14 protein-coding genes are annotated in these 20,465 nt (G+C 62.9%); 4 read left to right on the top strand and 10 right to left on the bottom strand.

Annotated features, from left to right (window positions below; translation table 11 throughout):
• The first annotated feature begins 242 nt into the window (after positions 1-242).
• Together BN1120_RS10560 and BN1120_RS10555 are read left to right on the top strand one after the other, a co-directional pair.
• Positions 243-674 carry a MerR family transcriptional regulator gene (locus BN1120_RS10560; RefSeq protein ID WP_042016049.1) on the top strand — a complete coding sequence of 144 codons (432 nt, stop codon included), beginning with the start codon at positions 243-245 and terminating at the stop codon, positions 672-674.
• A 54-nt stretch (positions 675-728) separates the two neighbouring features.
• A complete protein-coding gene (locus BN1120_RS10555; protein ID WP_042016048.1) occupies positions 729-1,334 on the top strand; it encodes an NAD(P)H-dependent oxidoreductase in 606 nt (201 codons plus the stop codon).
• 71 nt (positions 1,335-1,405) lie between these two features.
• Here the strand turns inward: BN1120_RS10555 and putP are convergent, their stop codons facing one another.
• The 8 genes from putP to BN1120_RS10515 all read right to left on the bottom strand — a co-directional run bounded on the left by putP (position 1,406) and on the right by BN1120_RS10515 (position 10,300).
• Positions 1,406-2,914: a sodium/proline symporter PutP gene (gene putP / locus BN1120_RS10550; protein WP_042016046.1), complete on the bottom strand. Its 1,509-nt coding sequence runs from the start codon at positions 2,912-2,914 to the stop codon at positions 1,406-1,408.
• Between the two features lie 274 nt (positions 2,915-3,188).
• The gene (locus BN1120_RS10545) at positions 3,189-4,115 is read right to left on the bottom strand and encodes a L,D-transpeptidase family protein (protein WP_010675523.1); all 927 of its coding nucleotides are present in this window, start codon (positions 4,113-4,115) and stop codon (positions 3,189-3,191) included.
• Positions 4,116-4,300: 185 nt separating this feature from the next.
• Positions 4,301-5,542, bottom strand: coding sequence for a mechanosensitive ion channel family protein (locus BN1120_RS10540; protein WP_010675524.1), 1,242 nt, complete (start codon positions 5,540-5,542; stop codon positions 4,301-4,303).
• A 131-nt stretch (positions 5,543-5,673) separates the two neighbouring features.
• Entirely contained in the window at positions 5,674-6,873 is a 1,200-nt protein-coding gene (locus BN1120_RS10535) for an acetate kinase (protein WP_010675525.1), read from the bottom strand.
• A gap of 218 nt (positions 6,874-7,091) precedes the next feature.
• The gene (locus BN1120_RS10530; protein ID WP_042016044.1) at positions 7,092-7,562 is read right to left on the bottom strand and encodes a NanQ anomerase/TabA/YiaL family protein; all 471 of its coding nucleotides are present in this window, start codon (positions 7,560-7,562) and stop codon (positions 7,092-7,094) included.
• 310 nt (positions 7,563-7,872) lie between these two features.
• On the bottom strand, positions 7,873-8,979 hold the full coding sequence (locus BN1120_RS10525; RefSeq protein ID WP_042016043.1) for a 1-acyl-sn-glycerol-3-phosphate acyltransferase: 1,107 nt from the start codon (positions 8,977-8,979) through the stop codon (positions 7,873-7,875).
• A gap of 174 nt (positions 8,980-9,153) precedes the next feature.
• Positions 9,154-9,708 carry a GNAT family N-acetyltransferase gene (locus BN1120_RS10520; RefSeq protein WP_042016041.1) on the bottom strand — a complete coding sequence of 185 codons (555 nt, stop codon included), beginning with the start codon at positions 9,706-9,708 and terminating at the stop codon, positions 9,154-9,156.
• A gap of 37 nt (positions 9,709-9,745) precedes the next feature.
• On the bottom strand, positions 9,746-10,300 hold the full coding sequence (locus BN1120_RS10515; RefSeq protein WP_042016040.1) for a GNAT family N-acetyltransferase: 555 nt from the start codon (positions 10,298-10,300) through the stop codon (positions 9,746-9,748).
• Between the two features lie 351 nt (positions 10,301-10,651).
• Between BN1120_RS10515 and BN1120_RS10510 the strand changes: the two genes are divergently transcribed.
• Positions 10,652-12,424, top strand: a complete 1,773-nt coding sequence (locus tag BN1120_RS10510) for a M4 family metallopeptidase (protein ID WP_042016039.1) — start codon at positions 10,652-10,654, stop codon at positions 12,422-12,424.
• Between the two features lie 57 nt (positions 12,425-12,481).
• On the opposite strand, the gene BN1120_RS10505 is transcribed toward BN1120_RS10510, so the two are convergent.
• Positions 12,482-13,381 carry a LysR family transcriptional regulator gene (locus BN1120_RS10505; RefSeq protein ID WP_029314793.1) on the bottom strand — a complete coding sequence of 300 codons (900 nt, stop codon included), beginning with the start codon at positions 13,379-13,381 and terminating at the stop codon, positions 12,482-12,484.
• 202 nt (positions 13,382-13,583) lie between these two features.
• Here BN1120_RS10505 and mdtH point away from each other — a divergent pair, with 202 nt between their 5' ends.
• A complete protein-coding gene (gene mdtH / locus BN1120_RS10500) occupies positions 13,584-14,777 on the top strand; it encodes a multidrug efflux MFS transporter MdtH (protein WP_042016037.1) in 1,194 nt (397 codons plus the stop codon).
• 167 nt (positions 14,778-14,944) lie between these two features.
• Here the strand turns inward: mdtH and BN1120_RS10495 are convergent, their stop codons facing one another.
• Positions 14,945-20,437: a type I secretion C-terminal target domain-containing protein gene (locus tag BN1120_RS10495; RefSeq protein WP_330217866.1), complete on the bottom strand. Its 5,493-nt coding sequence runs from the start codon at positions 20,435-20,437 to the stop codon at positions 14,945-14,947.
• Between the last annotated feature and the right edge of the window lie 28 nt (positions 20,438-20,465).

Genomic DNA, 20,465 nt, shown 5'->3' with positions numbered 1-20,465 from the left:
TCACCAGTCCATTTACGCCCGTTCTGGCCCCATCAGGGGTCAGCGCGGCCATTTCCCGACTCGGCCGGACGGGCGCAATACACTGCTCCTGCGCCGTGCCAGGGACGCGGCGATGCCGTCACAGAACCATCCCCCTATCCTCCCTGCACTGCGCCAACGGCGCCCCCTCCCCCCTGGGGATTCAATCACCCCTACCACTGACCTATAGTGGGCACCTTCATACCTCCTTTGCGAGCAGCACCATGTATATCGGCAAATTTGCCCGGCTGGCGGGCACCACCCCAAAGGCGGTCCGTCTCTACGAGCAGCTCGGGCTGCTGCCCGAGCCCAGGCGGCGCGGCAAGTATCGCGTCTACCGGGCCGAGGATCTGGAGTGGGTCGGCTTTATCCGCGAGGCCCAGCGGCTTGGCTGCAAGCTCGGGGAGCTGGTTCCCCTGCTCGCGGGCGTCACCAGCCTCGATCACTTCCCCTGGCAGAAGGTGGAGCAGCTTATCGCGGACAAGCTGGCGCAGATCGAGGCGGAGGTCGCCCGGCTGCAACGCCAGCATCAGGGCTTGAGCCAGAGCGCCACGCTGCTGGCGCAGCACCCCTGCCGCTATGGCGCCCCGGCGCGGCAATCCCCCGACGGGCGGGATCATCCCGCCGCCGCGGATCGGGCGCACAAGGTGGCTTGACTCTGTCCCATGGGACAAGGGGTGTAATGGGGGCTCACTTCAAGGAGCCATACCATGACCCCCAACCTGCTTGTTCTCAACGGCAACCCCAAACCCGACAGCCTCTGCCACGCCCTCGCCCGGGAGTATGCCCGCAGCGCCGAGCAAAGGGGCGCGCGCGTCACCCTGCATCACGTGGGGGAGCTCGCCTTCGCGCCGGATCTTCACCATGGCTATGACGAGGTGCAGCCCCTCGAGCCCGATCTGCAGGCGGTGCAGCAGAGCCTGACGCAAGCCCACCATCTGGTGATCGTCGCCCCCGTCTGGTGGGGCCACCTGCCTGCCCGGCTCAAGGGGCTGCTGGATCGCACCCTGCTGCCGGGTTTCGCCTTTCGCTACCAGCCGGGGAAGGCGTACCCGGAGCAGTTGCTCGCCGGCAAGACGGCGCGCCTGCTGCTCACCATGGACAGCCCCCCCTGGTATTACCGCTGGTGGCAGGGAGCCCCCCTGGATCGCACCCTGGACAAGCCGGTGCTGGGGCTGTGCGGCATCCGGCTGACCCACCGCCAGCATCTGGGGCCCGTCCACACCTCGGATGAGGGGGCCCGCCAGCGCTGGCTCGGCCAGGCCGGAGCCGCCGCCCGCCAGGATGTGCGGCGGCTGGGCAGGCGCCCCGCCTAATCCCTGCCATGGGCATGTTTTACCCATTAAAAAGCCCCGCAGTTGCGGGGCTTTTGTCGTCGAGGCGGGGGTTATTTTGCCGCAATGGCGTCGGCCATGGGGCTCTGGAACTCCTGCTCGGCTTCTGCGAAGCGATCCTGCATGGCCTTGGAGGGGGCCTTGTCCAACAGGCTGAACAGCACGATAGCCAGGGTAGCAAACAGGAAGCCCGGGATGATTTCGTACAGACCCAGCCAGCCGAACTGCTTCCAGATGATGACGGTCAGGGCACCGGTCAGCATGCCCGCCAGGGCGCCGTTGCGGGTCATGCGGGACCAGAGCACGGAGAGCAGCACCACGGGACCGAAGGCGGCACCGAAGCCGGCCCAGGCGTAGCTTACCAGCCCCAGCACCCGGTTCTCCGGGTTCACCGCCACGGCGATGGCGATGAGGGATATGAGCAGCACCATGGCGCGGCCGACCCACACCAGCTCTTTCTGGGAGGCGTTCTTGCGCAGGAAGGGCTTGTAGAGATCCTCGGTGATGGCGCTGGAGCAGACCAGCAACTGGCAACTGAGGGTACTCATCACCGCCGCCAGGATGGCGGAGAGCAGCACACCGGCGATCCAGGGGTTGAACAGGATCTTGGAGAGCTCGATGAAGACCCGCTCCGGGTTGCCGGTCACGCCAGCCGCCTGCTCGGTGAAGGTGCTGAAGTAGGACAGACCGAAGAAGCCGATGGCCACGGCGCCGCCCAGGCAGAGCACCATCCAGGTCATGCTGATGCGACGGGCGCTGGCCATGGAATGGTGGGAATCCGCCGCCATGAAGCGCGCCAGGATGTGGGGCTGGCCGAAGTAGCCCAGGCCCCAGGCCATCAGGGAGATGATGGCGATGAAGTCCAGGTTCTTGAACATGTCGAGGTTGCTGGCGTTCTGCGCCGCCACCTGCACCATGGCGGTGTCGATGCCGCCCACGGCGATGATGACGAACACCGGGGTGAGGATGAGGGCGAAGATCATCAGGGTGGCCTGCACGGTATCGGTCCAGCTCACCGCGAGGAAGCCGCCGAAGAAGGTGTAGGTGATGGTGGCTGCGGCGCCGACCCAGAGGGCGGTGTCATAGCTCATGCCGAAGGTGCTCTCGAACAGGCGGGCACCGGCCACCACGCCGGAGGCGCAGTAGATGGTGAAGAACAGCAGGATCACCAGGGCGGAGAGGATGCGCAGCACCCGGCTCTTGTCTTCGAAGCGGTAGGTGAAGTAGTCCGGCAGGGTCAGGGCGTTGCGGTTCTTCTCGGTGTGAACCCGCAGCCGACCGGCCACCCAGCGCCAGTTGAAGTAGGCGCCGATGACGAGGCCGATGGCGATCCAGCTCTCGGAGATGCCGCCGATGAAGACGGCGCCAGGCAGGCCCATCAGGAGCCAGCCACTCATGTCGGAGGCACCGGCGGAGAGGGCGGTCACCCAGCTCCCCATGCGGCGGCCGCCGAGAATGTAGTCGTCAAAGTTACGGGTGGCGCGATAGGCGATGAAGCCGATCAACACCATCCCGAGGATGTACACCAGAAAGGTGATGAGCATGGGGGTGCTAGCTGTCATTCAAAACTCCGTTATGTGACGTCTGTGCCCGTTCTTGCGACGGACTCTTCCTTAAAAAAACCGGCCTAGAGTAATCAGCAGATCGCCGGACCACAACCACTTTTAACAAATAAAAAACACATGGAAAACGTTTAACACCTAACCAAGCAACCACTCAATTGCAATAAGGCCGGATTTTATCCCGGCCTGCCAAGGGTTTACCCTGATGATCCCCTCCCCCGCGCCATAAAAAAGCCCCGACAGTGGCCGGGGCTCGGGATACCGACAGGCGGGATCAGCGGTTGATGGCGATGGGCATGCCGCTGCGCTGCTCCAGGGCCTGCTTGACCAGCTGGGAGTCGCTGTCCGCGTGGGCGATGAAGCGGGTCACGGCGGTGGACATGGGCAGCGGGGCCGGCAGGCTGGAGTTGAACTCCTCCTGGTTGCGGGAGAGGGGCTGGTGCACTTCCAGGTAGCGGCGGCCATCCGGCTCGACAGAGGCCTTGATGGGCTGGTTCACGAACTGGACGCGGGTACCGACCGGGACCTGCTTGAACAGGTACTCGATGTCGTCGTTGCGCAGACGCACGCAGCCGTGGCTCACCCGCAGGCCGATGCCGAACTGGGCATTGGTGCCGTGGATGGCGTACATCTTGCCGATGTAGAGCGCGAACAGCCCCATGGGGTTGTCCGGACCGGCCGGCCAGACCGCAGGCAGGGTCTCGCCACGGGCGGCGTACTCGGCGTGCATCTTCGCGGTCGGGGTCCAGGTCGGGCCCGCCTTCTTGCGCTGCACGCTGGTCACCCAGTCTTCCGGGGTGTCGGTGCCGAGCTGGCCGATGCCAATCGGCAGCACTTCCACCACCTTCTTGCCTTTGGGGTAGTAGTAGAGGCGCATCTCGGCGACGTTCAGCACGATGCCTTCACGGGGGGCATCCGGCAGGATCAGCTGATGGGGCACGACCAGCTTCTCGCCCGCCTGCAGCAGCAGGGGGTCCGCCTTGGGGTTGGCTTCCAGCATGTTGGTCAAGCCGAGCTGGAATCTGGCCGCTGCCGCTTCCAGGGGTTGGCCCGCCTCTTCCGGGGACACCACGTAGTCCAGATTCTCCCCCACCAGGCGGCTGTTGGCTGCAGGCAGGGCATATTCGATGGCGAGGGCGGGCATGGCGGCCAGGATCAGGGAGCAGCACAGTGCGGCCGCCGTGTTGTGGAGGAGCTTCATAACTTTCCTGTGATAAAGGGGGTGGTTCAGCACTCTGGCCAGCGCGGAGGCGACGGGCGCGCCCGGGGCGAAGAGAAGGCCGCCATTTTTCTCCTCTGCCATGCAAATTTCAACCGCCACGTGCTGACGAGTCGGTGATTAAATACGGTGCCGCGCTGCGCCACGGCACCTTGTCATAAGCGGGATCAGCCGTTTTTCCAACTGTGCATGTCATAACCGGTTGGCGACTGATGCAAACGCAGATGGAATTGCTCAATTATCGCAAATATGTGGTCGAAAATATCAGCCTGTATCCCTTCATACTCGGCCCAGGCGGTGGTCGCCGTGAAGCAGTAGATCTCCAGCGGCAGGCCGTCCGTGGTCGGTGCCAACTGGCGCACCATCAGGGTCATGTCCTTGCGAATGCCCGCATGAGCCCGCAGGTAGGCGTCCAGATAGGCGCGCAGGGTGCCGAGGTTGGTGAGGTGGCGACCGTTGATGGGGCAGCTGATGGCATCGCTGAGCTGCTGGTTGTAGCTGCTGAGCTCCTGCTCCTTGCGGCTGAGGTAGGGCGCCAGCAACCTGGCCTGCTTGAGCTGCAACTGCTCCTGCGAGGTGAGGAAGCGCACGCTGGTCATGTCGATGTTGACGCTGCGCTTGATGCGGCGCCCGCCGGATTCGGTCATCCCCTGCCAGTTCTTGAAGGAGTCGGAGATGAGGGCATAGGTAGGGATGGTGGTGATGGTCTTGTCCCAGTTCGACACCTTGACCGTGGTGAGGCCGATGTCGGTCACCTCGCCGTCCGCCCCGTACTTGTCCATCTGCAACCAGTCACCGACACTCAGCATGCGGTTGGCGGAGAGCTGGATGCCCGCCACCAGGCCGAGGATGGGGTCCTTGAACACCAGCATCAGTACCGCGGTCATGGCCCCCAGGCCGCTGAACAGGAAGAGGGGCGACTTGCCGAGCAGCAGGGCGATCATCAGGATGCCCACCAGGATGCTGGCCACCAGTTTCACCCCCTGGAAGATGCCGCGCAGGGGCAGATCCCGCCCAAGCCGGGTATGACGGCTCAGGGAGAGCAGGCAGTCGAGCAGGGCGAACAGGGCCAGCAGCAGGAACAGCAGGATCCAGAGCTGGGCCAGCAACTCGATAAGCGCCAGGCTCTCGGACGCTTTGGGCAGCCAGATCTCCGCCTGACCGAGCAGCACGGCCCCCTGGAACACGAAGGCGAGCCGGTAGAAGAGGCGCTGCTGCAACTGGGGCGGCAGCCACATCTGCTTGGTCTTGCCAAGCAGCCCCACCAGGCGCACCAGCAGGATGCGGTGCAGCACCAGGTGCAGCACCATGGCGGTCAGCACGATGAACCCCAGGGCGATCACCAGGGCCATCATGGGGGTCACATCGACCCCCAGGCCTGACAACCAGTTGAAAAACATCTCTTTCATCGTTACCTCCGCAATATCACACAGCGGTCAGGGTACGCATCTGGTCCCCCATGTCAAATGACAGGCCGATCACTATTGCCGAAACGACAACGCCCGGCAGGGGCCGGGCGTTGTCATCACCAGAGGGTGCCTTAGCCGACCAGGCTCAGGGCATCACGGGCGATCACCAGCTCTTCGTTGGTGGGCATCACCAGGGCCAGACGACTGCCTTCGACGGTGATGGGGCCTTCACCGCCCAGTACGGCTGCGTTGTTGGCCTCCTTGTCGATCTTGAAGCCGAGCAGGGCCAGTCGGGCCAGCACCATCTCGCGCACCATGGCGGCGTTCTCGCCGATGCCGCCGGTGAACACCAGGGCGTCAAGGCGACCATCCATGGCGGCAGCATAGGCACCGACGTACTTGGCAACGCGATAGGTGAAGACGTCCAGCGCACGCTTGGCACCGGCGTCGGTGGCGTAGTTGCCGGTGACGTAGCGGCAGTCGCTGCTCTCCTCGGTCATGCCCAGCAGGCCGGATTCGCGGGTCAGCACCTGGTTGATCTTGTCCACGCTGTAACCCAGGTTGTCGTGCATGAAGAAGACGATGGCAGGGTCGATGTCACCGGAGCGAGTGCCCATCGCCAGCCCTTCCAGCGGGGTCAGCCCCATGGAGGTGTCGACGGACTCGCCGTTCTTGATGGCGCAGACGGAGGCACCGTTGCCCAGGTGGCAGTTGATGATGTTGAGCTCATGGAGCGGTTTGCCCAGCGCCTTGGCGGTCTCTTCGGCGATGAAGCGGTGGGAGGTGCCGTGGGCGCCGTAACGACGGATGCCGTTCTCGCGATAGAGCTTGTAGGGCAGCGCGTAGAGGTAGGCTTCCTCTGGCAGGGTCTGGTGGAAGGCGGTGTCGAACACGGCCACGTTCTTGTCGGCCAGGGCCGGGAACACCTTGAGGGCGGCACGGATGCCGATGAGGTGCGCCGGGTTGTGCAGGGGGGCGAACGGAATGGCGGCCTCGATGCCGGCAATCACGCCGTCATCGATGCGCACGGAGCGGGAGAACTGCTCGCCGCCGTGCACGATGCGATGGCCGATGGCGACCAGCTGATCGGCCAGGGCGGGATCCTGGGGCAGGATGTGGCCCACGATGTGGTCGAGGGCTTCCTGGTGCGCAGCACCGGCGCCCAGCATGGCGTCGCCCTTGACCCCGTGGAGTTTCCATTTGATACGTGCGTCATCCAGATTGAAGCATTCGGCCAGGCCGGACAGCATGTCCTCGCCCGTTTCAGCGTCCATTACGGCAAATTTCAGGGAAGAGCTACCGCAGTTAAGGATCAATACCAACTTGCTCATGTTTTACATCTTCCTGTGCTTCGGCTTTACGCCGACAGTGTCGTGTCATCCAGCGATGGATGGGATTCCCCTGCCGGGGGCTTATGGTCGCAGGAGGGTGCGTCCAATTTTTCAAATCGTTGGGCGCAGACCGTTCGTCTGGCGCGCGCGTCGAATCAGCGATTCGCAACGGGCCTCTGTTGGCCCAATCACTCGGGACTCCAGGCCCCGAATGCCACTCAGGCGCCGGTCAGCAGCGACTGGTGAACCTTGACGACCAGCTTCTTGACCGGACCTGGGGTCGTCAGGGTACAGAGGGGGCGATGCAGTTCTCCCGGCCAGAAGATGGCGAAGTCGCCGGGCTGCAACGCCAGATAACTGGTCTGCTCGTCATCGACGAACCAGAGATCGGGGTGAGGATGATCGGCACCGTCCCGGCTGTAGGCGTGAGGGCCCACGCCGATCCACTCCTCGCCGCGCAGCAGCAGCTGGATGTCCAGATACTGCTCATGAAACTCGCCCCGGCGCTCCGCCACCGGCTCTGTCAGATCCTCGCTCACCAGGCAGAACAGCGTGAGGCCGTAGACCTCCTGCTTGCCGAGGGGGGCGTGCAGCCAGCGTTCGACGCTTTGCACCACCTCGGCCACGATACGGTTCAGGGGGGCGGGTAAGGGGGTGCGTTGCAAGGTATCCAGACTGCCGGTGATCATGAGGTTCGCATCCTTAGGTATATCTGTGGTCTATCTTTGTGCACCAATGAAAAAGGACCATTGAAGGTCCTTTTATCGTCTCGTCTGCCATCCGTGCAGACGGGGGCGCTGTCGCTTCCTAGCCGATGGTGCCGAGTCACTGTTGCATACTCGTCCGCCCCTGCCAAGAGATACTCGCCCATTCACCCGATGATCGTACCAGTTGAAACAATATTATTCACTACCCAATCTCCCCCGACTTTGACCAGACGCAAAAACGGGAGCATCTGCTCCCGTTTTTTTTCCATCACCCGCTCAAAAGCGGTGCCATTCAAACCTTTCCGGCGTTTTCCACCGGCTTGGCGTACATGGCGCGCCAGATGGCCTTGTGCTCTTGTGGCACCTCGGACTGGCGAGTCAGGAAGGCACTTTGCTCTATGGTGCTGGCCTTGCCGGGCACATCCGCCGCGAGGTAGTTGCCCGGGAAGAGGCGATAGCTGCTCCAGATCGCCTTGTCGATGAGCGCCGCCAGCTCGTCCGGATCGCTGAAACCCTCGGTGATGGGGGCACCGAAGGAGACATGTACCCGCCCCTTCTGGCCGACGATGCCCGCGACGATACTCTCGATGTCCTCGAACTCGCCCTTCTCGTAGCTGCCGTTGACCGACTTCTCGTAGAGCTCGCGCGCCTTGGCCTTGTCGGTGGGATCCAGCTCGTAGCTGATGCTCACCGGCACGATGTTGAGGCTGCGCATGTAGTCGACGAAGTCGATCTTCTGCTTCTTGCCGTCCACGTAGAACATCTTGAGGATGGCCGGATCCGTCTTGTCATCCCCGTCCTTGGCGCGCCCCTCCTTCTGGGCGATCCAGATGGAGTGCCCCTCGTGCACCGACTGGCCGATGTAGGCCGACAGCTCGCCGAGGGCCTTCATCATCTCCCGCGGTCCCTTGGCGGAGCGCTTGACGATGAAGCTCTTGTTGAGCTTCATCAGCTCGGTGGCGCAGGGCTTGCGCAGCAGGTTGTCGCCGATGGCGATGCGCACGGTATCGAACCCGTGGGTGTGCAGCCCCCAGTTGACGAACGCCGGATCCATGGCGATGTCCCTGTGGTTGGAGACGAACAGGTAGCCCTGCTCCTTCTTGAGGTGTTCGAGCCCGGAGAAGCTCACTCCCTGGGTGGAGGTGGCGATCATCCGGGTCATGTAGCGGGTCACCCCCATCTGTACCTGATGGATGGTGCTGACCTTGGCCCACTTGTGGCGCAGGAACTGGCGGATCAGCGGGCGAATGGCCCAACCCAGCCAGCTCATCAGGGAACCGAAGCGGTATTTGGCGATGGCGCCGATAAACTCGTCATCCTGGATCAGCCGCTCGATGGCAGCCGGTACTTCTTCATCGCGATAGGGGCGAATGTCCGCGAATCTATCTACTTCTGTCACAATGTCTGCCTTGCATGTATGGAGTCGCGGCCTGCGTCTGCCGGCCGGGAAAATTCAGGGCGCAATTTTACACGCTTTTATCCCCAGGGGTATGAGAGGCGTACAGATAGTGCGATCTTGCAGTGAAAAAGCGATGGCGGTCACCCGCCAGCCCTCCTTTCGACAACGGCTCTGCTAGCCAGCGGGGTTGATGAGCGCGGTGAGGACGTGGTCCTCCCAGCGGCCGTTGATCATCAGATAGTCCCGAGCGTACCCCTCCTGCTCGAACCCCAGCCGTTCGAGGAGCGCGCCGCTTCGCAGGTTCGCGGGCATGTAGCTGGCCATGATGCGATGCAGGCCCCGCTCCCGGAACAGGTGATCGATGCCGGCGGCCACCACCTCCTGCATCAGGCCCTGCCCCTCGTGCTCCTTGTCGATGGCATAGCCCAGGTGGCACGCCTTGAACATGCCCATCACAATGTTCGTGAAATTGCAGGTGGCGAGCACCCGCTCCCCCCTGGGATCGAGCGCCACCAGTTGCACGGCACTGCCCTCGAAATAGTGGCCGTAACCGTCGCGCAAGCGGGTCTGCCAGTGGGCGAGGGTGTAGAAGCTCTCCTCCCGCCTGGGCTCCCAGGGGGACAGATGGGCGCGATTGCGCAGATAGAAATCCACCATCAGACAGGCCCGCTCCGGGGTCAGCACGGTCAGCCGGGTGCGGGGGGTGACAATGTGGGGCAGCGTCGTCATCTCGCCCTCAGGAGGTTGGAAGCGGACAGAAGGGTCATCAGAGATCCCTCAGCCTCAGCCACTCGTCCCGCAGCAGGCCGTAGTGCACATGATCCACCACCCTGTCCGCCAGCCGCTCCGCCCGCCGGGTCATCCCCTCCTGGGTCATTCCCAGCCGCTCGCACACGGCCCGGCTCGCCTCGTTCTCGAGGGCGGCGCTGATCTCTACCTTCTCCATCCCCATCTCCTCGAAGGCGTGATGGATCAGGGCCTGGCAGGCCCGGGTGATGATGCCGTGCCCCTGCCAGCGCTCCGCCAGCCAGTAGCCGATGGTCACCTTGCCGAGATCCTGATCGATCTGGTTGTAACCGATGACGCCGACCACCTCCCCCTGATACTCGATGGCCGTGGTCAGCCCCTCCCCCCGGGCAAACTTCTCGATGGCGTGGCGAATGAAGGTGGCGCTGTCGGCGGGCTGCTGGATGTGGGGCACCCAGGGCAGCCACTGGGAGAGGTAGTCGCGGTTGCGCTGGCAGAGGCGAAACAGCTCGCTGGCCATGTCGGGTTGCAGGAACAGGAGCGCCAGCTCGTCATCCAGTTGCCATGAAAACATCGCCACTCCTCCCCGGTTCCACTCCGGCCATCTGCCGGCATGGGAGCCAATGTAGTCAATCAATCCCTTGTTTGCCAAGGACTTTTCAACTGGCTTCCCCGCTGGCAACCCCCATATGGCGATCCCCATGCGGGCACCTTGATCCCAAGGTCATCAATCACCCCTCACAGCGGTTCAACATGCTGCCATTACCAGTATTTGTGGATGATTGACGCTGTAAAAGTGAATCGTGCTACCTGTTTTCGCTGCCCTGTGACAAATGACAGGCCGTTATTTTCCCCCTTCCCACTAGTGTAAGAGCGCCGGGCAACGGACCCGGCGTGTAATCTTCATCGACTAAGGAAAGACGAGATGAACAAAGTCTATTTGGCCGTCATGCTGGCCTGCTGGGGAAGCGCCGCCATGGCGGCAGAACAGGTGGAAGTGAACCAGGTCTCCGACCTGACCGCTGCGGTGAGCGGCGCCGCCAAGATTGGCGCCCTTGGCGCCGGGGATGGCGAGTTTCGCAAGGTGCGGGCGGTGACGCTGCCCAATGGCCAGCAGCGGATACGCTATGAGCAGACCTGGCAGGGGATTCCGGTGTGGGGCCAGGTTCTGGTGGCCGATCAGGCGCTGGGGGGCCAGGTCAATCAGGTGTCCGGCACCATGCTGCGCAAGATCGATGCCGACCTGACGGGCCCGGCCGTAGCCCTCTCCGCCAGCGACGCCGCACGCCAGGCTCGCAGCGGTGCCAAGGGGAGCAACGAACAGGTCAAGCTGTTCGTGATGCAGGATGAGACCGGCCAGGCCAGACTGGTCTATCTGGTCTCCTGGCTCGCCGCCAGCAAGGAACCGAGCCGCCCCTTCGTGATGATCGACGCCCAGACCGGCAGCGAGCTCAAACGCTGGGAGGGGATCAACCACAAGGACGCCACCGGCCCGGGGGGCAACGTCAAGACCGGCAAGTATTTTTACGGCGCCGACTTTAGCCCCCTCCAGGTGGATGACAACTGCCGCATGACGGGGACCAATGTGGACACCCTCAACATGAATCACGGCACCACGGGGGGCACCATCCACCAGTTCACCTGCCCGGAGAACACGGTCAAGGAGATCAACGGTGCTTACTCCCCTCTCAACGATGCCCACTACTTCGGCAACGTGGTGTTCGACATGTACCGCAACTGGTACAACACGGCGCCGCTGAGCTTCAAGCTCAAGATGCGGGTGCACTACAGCCGCAACTACGAGAACGCCTTCTGGGACGGCAGCCAGATGACCTTCGGCGACGGGGCCACCACCTTCTATCCACTGGTAAGCCTGGATGTGGCAGCCCACGAGGTGAGCCATGGCTTCACCGAGCAGAACTCAGGACTGGTCTACTCCGGTCAGTCCGGCGGCATCAACGAGGCCTTCTCCGACATGGCGGGGGAAGCGGCCGAATACTACATGAAGGGCAGCAACGACTGGCTGGTAGGGGCCCAGATCTTCAAGGGCAACGGCTCCTTGCGCTACTTCGAGGACCCGGCCCGGGACGGCAAGTCCATCGGCCACGCCAGCGATTACTATGACGGCATCGACGTGCACCACAGTTCCGGGGTCTACAACCGCGCCTTCTACCTGCTGGCCAACACCAGCGGCTGGCAAACCCGCAAGGCGTTCGAGGTGTTCGTGCTGGCCAACCGCCTCTACTGGGGCCCCAATACCACCTTCGATCAGGGGGCGTGCGGGGTAACCAGGGCCGCCACGGATCTCGGCTACAGCGTGAGCGACGTGGCAGCCGCCTTCACCGCCGTCGGGGTCAATGCCAACTGCGGCGGCACCACGCCCCAACCGGGCAGCGTGCTGCAAAACGGGGTACCGGTGAGCAATCTCACCGCCGCCAAGGGGGGCAAGCTGAACTTCACCGTCGAGGTGCCCGCCGGCAGAAGCCAGCTGGTGGTGACCAGCAGCGGCGGCAGCGGGGATGCGGATCTCTACGTGAAGTTCGGCAGCGCGCCGACCGCCAGCAGCTATGACTGCCGCCCCTACAAGAGCGGCAATGCCGAAACCTGTACCCTGAACGCCCCCAAGGCGGGGACCTGGCACGTGCAGCTGAGCGGGTTCAGCGCCTTCTCCGGCGTCACCCTCAAGGCCAGCTACTGAGTCTGAGCGGGCATCAAGGGGAATAAGCGAAGAGCGCCGGCCTGGTCCGGCGCTTTTTTATGTCCGCTTGCCCGACCAGCGCCGGGCCAGGGTACGGGCCGCCTCCAGCACCCGCTCCTTGGCGGGATTGGGGCGCTTGCCGCTGCGCCAGGCCATCATCACGTCCCAGTGATCCGGTGGCAGATCCACCACGTCCAGCTTCACCAGGCGACCGAACTCCAGATCCCGGGTGATGGCGAGCGCCGGCATCAGGGTGATGAAGCCGTGCTCCAGCGCCAGCTCCCGCGCCGCACTCGCTGGCTGGATGGCGTGCAGCGGACTCGCCACCTGGCGCAGCAGGCGTAACTGCAGGATCAGCTCGTCGCAGCCCGTCCCCCACTGCTGGGGCGCCAGCCGCTCGTTGGCAATGTCCTGCAGGGTCAGCCCCTGCCGCCCGGCCAGCGGGTGGGTGGCGCAGGCCACGGCGATGATCGGGGAACGGTAAAGCAGTTCGAGCTGGATGCCCGCGATGGCAGGGCACTTGAGAATAAAGCCCACGTCGGTCTCGCCGGTCAGCAACTCCTGCATGATGATGCCAGAGTGATCCGTGTTGCAGCGGATCTCGAAGGTCTCATCCACCAGGGCCAGCAGCAGGGGGCCGAACACCGCCGTGGTCAGAGAGGGGAGGCAGGAGAGCCGGATCCGCGGCAATGCAGGCGCCCCCTGCATCGCCAGCCGCCCCCCTTCCAGTGCGCTCAGGGCCGCAGTCGCGGCAGGCAGAAACTGCTCGCAGGCCGGGGTCGGGGTGGCCCCCCGACGATGGCGACGGAACAGGGACTGACCCAGCTCCTGCTCCAGCACGGCAATGCGCTGGCTCACCATGGGTTGTGACCAGCCGCGAATGGCGGCCACCTTGCTGAAGCTGCCACGGTTGGCCACATCCAGCAGCAGTTGCAAATCGTCGAGGGTCATAGCCATAACCAAATCCAATATGAAATATAGCCAGTTGTCGGCTACCACTATATCTGGAGCCCCACCAGAATAGCAGCATCAATCGTCATGAACCGGCTGAACGCCACCGAGCCAGGGAGTTGTCATCCCCCTTGGCTCTGTTTGGTGACGGCGCCGTTCGGGCAAGAAAGACAACAATATCAGCGAAGCAAACAGAGGTATCAGGGTCATGGTGGATCGGGCGAGGCGGTTGGGGCGGTGGTTCTTGGCATTGGATTCCCTGCTGGTGATCCTGGGCTTCTTCGTGGTGATGCCCATGATCAGCCTGCGCTTCGTCGACCAACTGGGCTGGGCCGCCGGTGTGGTGGGACTGGCACTGGGGCTGCGTCAGCTTACCCAGCAAGGGCTGGGGGTCTTTGGCGGCTCCCTCGCCGACAAGTTCGGGGCGCGCCCCCTCATCGTCTGCGGCATGCTGCTGCGGGCGCTGGGGTTTGCCAGCCTGGCCTATGCCCAGAGCGGATTGGAGCTGATCCTCTCCTGCATCATCTCGGGGTTGGGTGGCTGCCTGTTCGATCCCCCCCGCGCCGCCCTGGTGATCAAGTTCACCCGGCCACGGGAGCGGGGTCGCTACATCTCCCTGCTGATGATGCTGGAGAGCGCTGGCGCCGTGGTGGGAGCCCTGCTCGGCAGCTGGCTGCTCAACTTCGATTTTGAATACGTCTGCCTGCTGGGTGCCGGCCTCTTCGTCTGCGCCGCCCTGTGCAACCTGATGATCCTGCCCCCTTACAAGCTTTCGGTACGTCCGACGCCGATCCGGGACGGCCTCGGCCAGGTGCTGGCGGACAAGGCTTTCTGCCGACTGGTGCTGATCTTAAGCGGCTACTACGCGCTCTGGGTGCAGGTCATGCTGATCTTCCCCATTCTGGTCAAACAGATGGCGGGCAGCACCACGGCGGTGGGCTGGATGTATACCCTGGAGACGGCCATCTCCCTGGCCCTGCTCTACCCCCTTGCCCGGTTCGGCGAGCGCCACTTCAAGCTGGAGAACCGTCTGATGGCGGGGGTGCTGCTGATGACCACGGGGATCGGGCTGGTGGCCTTTGCCACCACCTTGCCCGCCGTCTTCCTGCTGCTCGCCTGCTTCTATCTCGGCATCGTCATCGCCGAGCCGGCGCGGGAAACCCTGATGACCAAGCTGGCACAACCGGGGGCGCGGGGCAGCTACATGGGCTTCAGCCGACTGGGGCTGGCGCTCGGGGGCATGACGGGTTACGTGGGGGGCGGCGCCCTGCACGACTACGCCATGGCCCAGGGGCAACCCTGGTTGCCCTGGCTGGTACTCGGCACCGTCGGTGTCACCACCTTGCTGCTGCTGGCCAACTGCTTCCAGCGCGGCTCCCGCCTGGCAGGGGTCAACGCCTGATCCTCTGGCAATCATCCCGTCTACCCCGGGCGCCCTTCTCTTGAAGGGCGCCCTTTTTTATCTTCTCCTTGCATTGCCCTCCCCCTCGTCTGCGCCCATCCCCCCAAAAATCCCCCATAAAAAAAGCGGCAGATTGCTCTGCCGCTTTTGCCCAGCCCGCTTGGCTGTTACTTGTTGATATCCAACATGTTGTTTTGCAACATGAAATCGATCACCTGGTTGGCCGTCGTCCCTGAACCGCCCGTCAGGGTGTCGAAGGTGTGGTTCATCAGCACTATCTCCTGGGTCACCGGCGCAGCACTGCTCTCCTTGACCTGCAGGTGCACCCCTTCGCTGTCCTGGAACACCGAGAGCAGGCTCTTCAAGGAGCTCTCGCTCTTGCTGCCATCACTGTCGAGCAAGTCGCTCAGATCCAGCTTGTCCCCTTCCGACTTGCTGAAATCGACGATGTAGTCCTTGGCCACCTTGCCAGCCTCGGTATCCCCCTTCAGCCAGGTGAAGGTATCGGCACCTGCATCCCCCATGAGGATGTCGTTGCCGGCCCCCCCGATCAGGATGTCGTTGCCCAGCCCGCCGCTCAAGATGTCGTTGCCGGTACCGCCATAGAGGGTGTCGTTGCCACTGCCGCCATAGAGGCGATCGTTGCCGCTTTCCCCATAGAGGGTGTCGTTGCCGCTACCACCGAACAGGGTGTCGTTGCCGGCACCGCCGTACAGGAAGTCATCACCCCCCTGACCGAACAGGATGTCATTGCCATCACCGCCGAGGAGGGTGTCACCCTTGTCATTGGTCGACGACTGATCGAACTCGCTGGCATGATCCGTGATGTAGGCATGCACCTGGGCATCGGTCACCGACCCGGCCCCCAGCTTGCCGCTCACATACTGCTTGATGGCCGCATACCCTTCCCCGCTGATGCCGGTGAAGCGAACAGCGTCGCCAAACAGGATGTCGTCGCCCGCACCGCCATCCAGCCTGTCAACGCCGGGCAGGTTGCTGACCGGCGTCCCCAGGATGGCATTGGCGAGATCGGAGGCATTGACCCCTGTCTTGATAACACCATCAGAGTCGTAGGACTTGAGATCGTTATAGGAGATATTCGCTCCCAGTCCGATCGCCTCGACGGTCACTCCCATGCCGGTCAGCAGCCCGAAGCCGGCTACCGAGTTGGTGATGGTTGTGTCAGAGGAGTCCTGCCCATTGCCGCCAAGAGACCAGTATACGTAACCGCCTTTACCATCTGGTCGCATGGCTCCGATGGTGCTCTGGGTACCCCGCCAGTCGTAGGAGTAGACCCTGCCCTGAGCATCAATGATGGTCTTCCCATCATTGTTATAGATTTTGCCCGCCACATAGCTGCCCTTAAGCACCGTGTTAAGACGAACATCATCATCCCAGAACTTATCATTGACGATCGGATTGCCTCCCTCACTGTCCAGATAGAAGGTCGGCTTGCCATCGGTAATGAAATAGGTCAGGTTCTTGGCATTCGTATTACCTTGTGCGGTCGAACTGTTGAACCAGTTGGCCGTGGTCTGGAACACATCTTCATAGTTGGTCCCGCCGCCACTGTCTTTGCTGCCATCCATGCTGTCGAGGATCGCCTGCAACTTGGTCAACGCATCCGAATCCTTGAGGTTCACGCTCACCGATTTGTTGGCCAACGTATCAAAGTCCACCAGGAAGATATTGACCTTGCCCGCACCGGCTGCCCCCGCAGAGTTCTTGAGGCTGGTAAACACTTGGGACAGCTGGGTTCTGATGGTCGCCATGGCGTCACTGCCGATACTGCCGGAGCTGTCGACCATAAAGGCGAGGTTGTAGTTCTGGCCCGGCAGCATCACGCTGCCATCCAGATCCCCCACCACGATATTGTGCTCGCTGCCATAGGTCCGGTTCTGGTCCCCCGGCTCCCCTTCGGTGGCGTTGAAGTAGCTCAGGCGGATGCTGTCGTCATCGGTCGCGGTACTGGTCAGATCGGTCCCGACCTCCTTGGCGATGACATCGACCTTGAGATTGACCAGGCCCGCCTTGTCACCCGGTACCCGCAGAGTCAGGCCGCTCAAGTTCAGATCCAGTGCATTGCTGCTCCACAGCTTGTTCGACGCGGTGAAGGTCAGCTTGCCATCGTCCCCGACGGTACCCAGCAACTGGCTGCCCTTGTAGAGCTCGGAGCCTTTGGGCATGCCGCTCAGCACCAGGCTGTCAAACACCTCGCTGCCATCCCTGTCGGTGAGGGAGGCCGTCAGCTCGACCGGGTAATCCACCTTGGTCGGCGGAACCAGGGTCAGCTCACCCGTGGTCTGGTTGATCTGGTAGATGCCGTCTGCGAACTGGACATATTCCATGTCGTGCAGGGCCTTGGTCACCCCGACGCCCCGCTCGAACACGACGAAGTCGAACCACTTGTCGTTGTTCGAATAACCCTCGCCCTTCTTGATGGAGTAGTCGGCACGATTGCCGGGCAGCACGGCGATGTCCGTGCCAGTCCCGCCATAGAGGCCGTCATTGCCAAGACCGGAGACCAGGATGTCGTTGCCTTCACCGCCGTAGAGGGAATCGCCCTGGATGGCATCGCTGCCCACCAGAATGTCATCCCCCTGGTTGCCGACCAGGCTGTCGCCGCCTCCCTTCTGGCTCACGATGTAGTCGTTGCCGCTGGTGCCATTGACCAGATCCTGACCAGAAGAGCTATCGGTCAGGGTCTTGGTGATCCCGAGGGCCCCCTTGTCGAAGTTGCCGGACTGGAACTGGCCCGTGGTGATCCCCGCGCTCGGGAAGCTCAGGTTGTAAAGGGGAATACCGTTGCCCACCAGACTCAGGTTGACGGTCGGCTTGTCGGCCACCGCCGCCACGTCGATCACCAGCTTGCTGCCGTTGCTGAGGTTGGCACCGTCGCTTATCTGATAGCCGATGCTGGCATAGTCGCCCTTCATGTTGCCGACCACGGCGCCGTTGCCGTTGGCGGCATGGGTGCTCGATTCGTTCAGACCTGGCACGAAGCGCAGATGGCCTGCGTTCACCTCGGCATAGGAGATGAGGGATCCGGTTTGCACCGCAACCCACTGCCCAGCCGCATTGAGGTATTCGAGGGTACCGTTCAGCGGCAGGGTGTTGATCTGCACCCCGAGATCAGTCGCGTCCTGATCGTCGCTGGCACCGAACTGGGCCCAGGTCAGGACCTGGGGCTGATCTTCGGCACCGACGCTGTGGCCGCCAGCCGCCGTCGGCGCCCGATCATTGTCCACTATGGTACCGGTCCCGCTCTGACCACCGATGGTCACCGAGAGGGTCTCGTTCGTCTCGACCAGACGATCGTTCACCGTCGGGATGGTCACCGTGAAGTCTGTCACGCCCGCCGGTACCGTGATCTTGCCGGTGGTGCTGTTGTAGGTCACGCCGTTGCTGAACTGGGCATTGCCCCAGTCCTGGTTGGAGGCGGGGTTGTTGCCCGATCCGCGAATGGCGAAATCGTATTCGGTCGCTTCCTGGGTCGCATCGGACAAGGTGACCTTGTGCAACAGGTTGCCCCCTTCAGTCACGCTCTCGCTGGAGACACCCTGAACCAGCGGCGTGAACAGAGGCTTGGTGGCAAAGGAGCCAATGCTGGCGTCACCGTCACCATCCACCACCCGGATCTGGAAGTCGATGTCACCATCACCCAGGGGTTTGGACATGCGCTGGTACTGGAAGAACTCCCACTTGCCGGTGGCTGGCGTGAACTCCAGCTTGAAGACGAGGTTGCCGCCCGCATCCTTCCCGAGCAGGGTATTGGCCCCGCTGGCGGTGATGGCGATGGCTGAGCCGGAAGCCGTCCGCAGACCATTCTCGAAGGTCGCCGGGTCCAGCACCAGCCCGATGGAGCCCTTGCCGTCCGCCCCCCACTGCGGGGTCACGGTGCCGGAACCATAGGCGATGGCCTGCGCCGTGTTGGCACCGAGGAACTCGATGCTCTGTACGGTGAAGTCGCTGTTGTCGGAGGTATTGGTGTTGCCGTTGTTGGTCGCCTTGATCACCATGGTATCGAAGCCACCCTGCTGCACCTGGAAGTTCTGGTTGAACTCCCCACCCGATGCGTTGGAGTTGAATACCAGGGTGCTGATCAGCACACCACCGCGATAGAACTCCACGACCCCGCTCTCCAGCTCGCCACCAAACATCTTGCTGAACTTGATGTTGGCGCCGTAGGCGACCTTGCCCGCATCCAGCCTGATGATCAGCTGCTCGGAGGCGGACGATCCGTCGGCAAAGTGACGGAAGTCAATCTCGTTGGCGAGGTTGTGGTAAGGCGCAGCACCGCTGGCCACCCCCAGCCCCGAGCTGGAGCCGTTGACCTCCGCCGTTACCAGTGAGGAATCAGTTGCCGACTTGAAGCCCAGGGCGCTGATGGTAAAGCCCGCCATGTTCAGGGTGCTCTGGTTGCCACTGTACTTGGTCAGGTCGAAGAGCCCGGTCAGCACGTTCGGAATATCGGTCTTCACCACGGAAACGGCATCGCTGTTGCCGGCAATGGGGGAGTCGTCCTCGACGCTGACATCCAGCTTGCCCTTGGTGACGCCACTGCCATCGGAGACCTCCACGTCCAGCTGGAACGACAGCTTGTCTTCCGAGGTCGTATCCCCGTGGTCGAGGGGGCCCTTGAGGGTCACGTCATAGGTCCACTCTCCCTTGCCGCTGGCATTGGGTGCCGTCAGCTTGACCTCGACCACCGCCTTGTAATCGGCGCCGCCAATCGCCCCCGTGTAGCCGACCAGCGTCTTGCTGCCCGCATCCCAGCTCCATTGGACCTTGGCCCCACCGGACGTCAGCCCGGCCGGTCCGTTCAGGGAGATATTGAGCGTGCTGCTGTCGATGTCGCCCACCGAGAGGGTACCGGACGCCTTGATGACGTTGGTGGTATCCGGGTTGCCGACCGCGTCGGCAATACCGTTTGCCAGCCCCTCTTCGGAGACGACAGCCCCATTGGAGATGGTCAGCGTCGGCAGATCGTTGACCGCATCCACCTTGATGGTCACGGTTGCGGGACTCGCATCCACGGCGCCGTCGTTGTCTACCGCCGCATAGTTGAAGGTGGTGTTGCCATTCCAGTTCGCATTCGGAGTGAAGGTGAGCTTGCCGGCGTCCGCCACCGCAATGCTCTGATCCACCGTCACAGCCACCCCGTTCAGATAGAGGATGCCGTTGGCAGGCAGGCTCTTGATGGTGAAACTCACCACGTTGCCATCGATGTCGCTGCCACTGAGGGTCGGAATGGCGATGCTGGCGGCATCTTCCTGACCGTTTGCCTGCTTGTTCGCCGTCTCCGGCGCTTCATTCAGGATCTGCGCGTTGTCGCTGCCCGGCAGGGAGACGTTGCCCGCCTTGTCGGTCTGCGTCGTCGTCACCGTCAACGACTTGCCGTTGGCCGGGGTCGTCTCCGTCCAGCTGATGGTGCCATTCTGATAGCCGTAGCTCTTGCCATTGCTTGCCAGCAGGGTGCCATCGGCCTTGAGCGTCAACTGGACAGTGCTGTTCACCCCACCATTGTTGATGGTCAGCGTCACCTTGCCGCCCGCAACCAGGTCTGCGTGATTGATCCCGGCGCGTACCTGGATCTGATCATTGCCAATCTCGGCCTTGGTCAGCATCTGGTCGTTGTTGGCATCATCCACGATAACCACGGTCGGGGCGCCGGTCGCGGTGGTGTCG

This window comes from Aeromonas caviae (assembly GCF_000819785.1).
Taxonomy (GTDB): Bacteria; Pseudomonadota; Gammaproteobacteria; order Enterobacterales; family Aeromonadaceae; genus Aeromonas; species Aeromonas caviae.
Note: the sequence above shows the minus strand (reverse complement) of the source record. Positions and strands in the feature narration are given on the sequence as shown.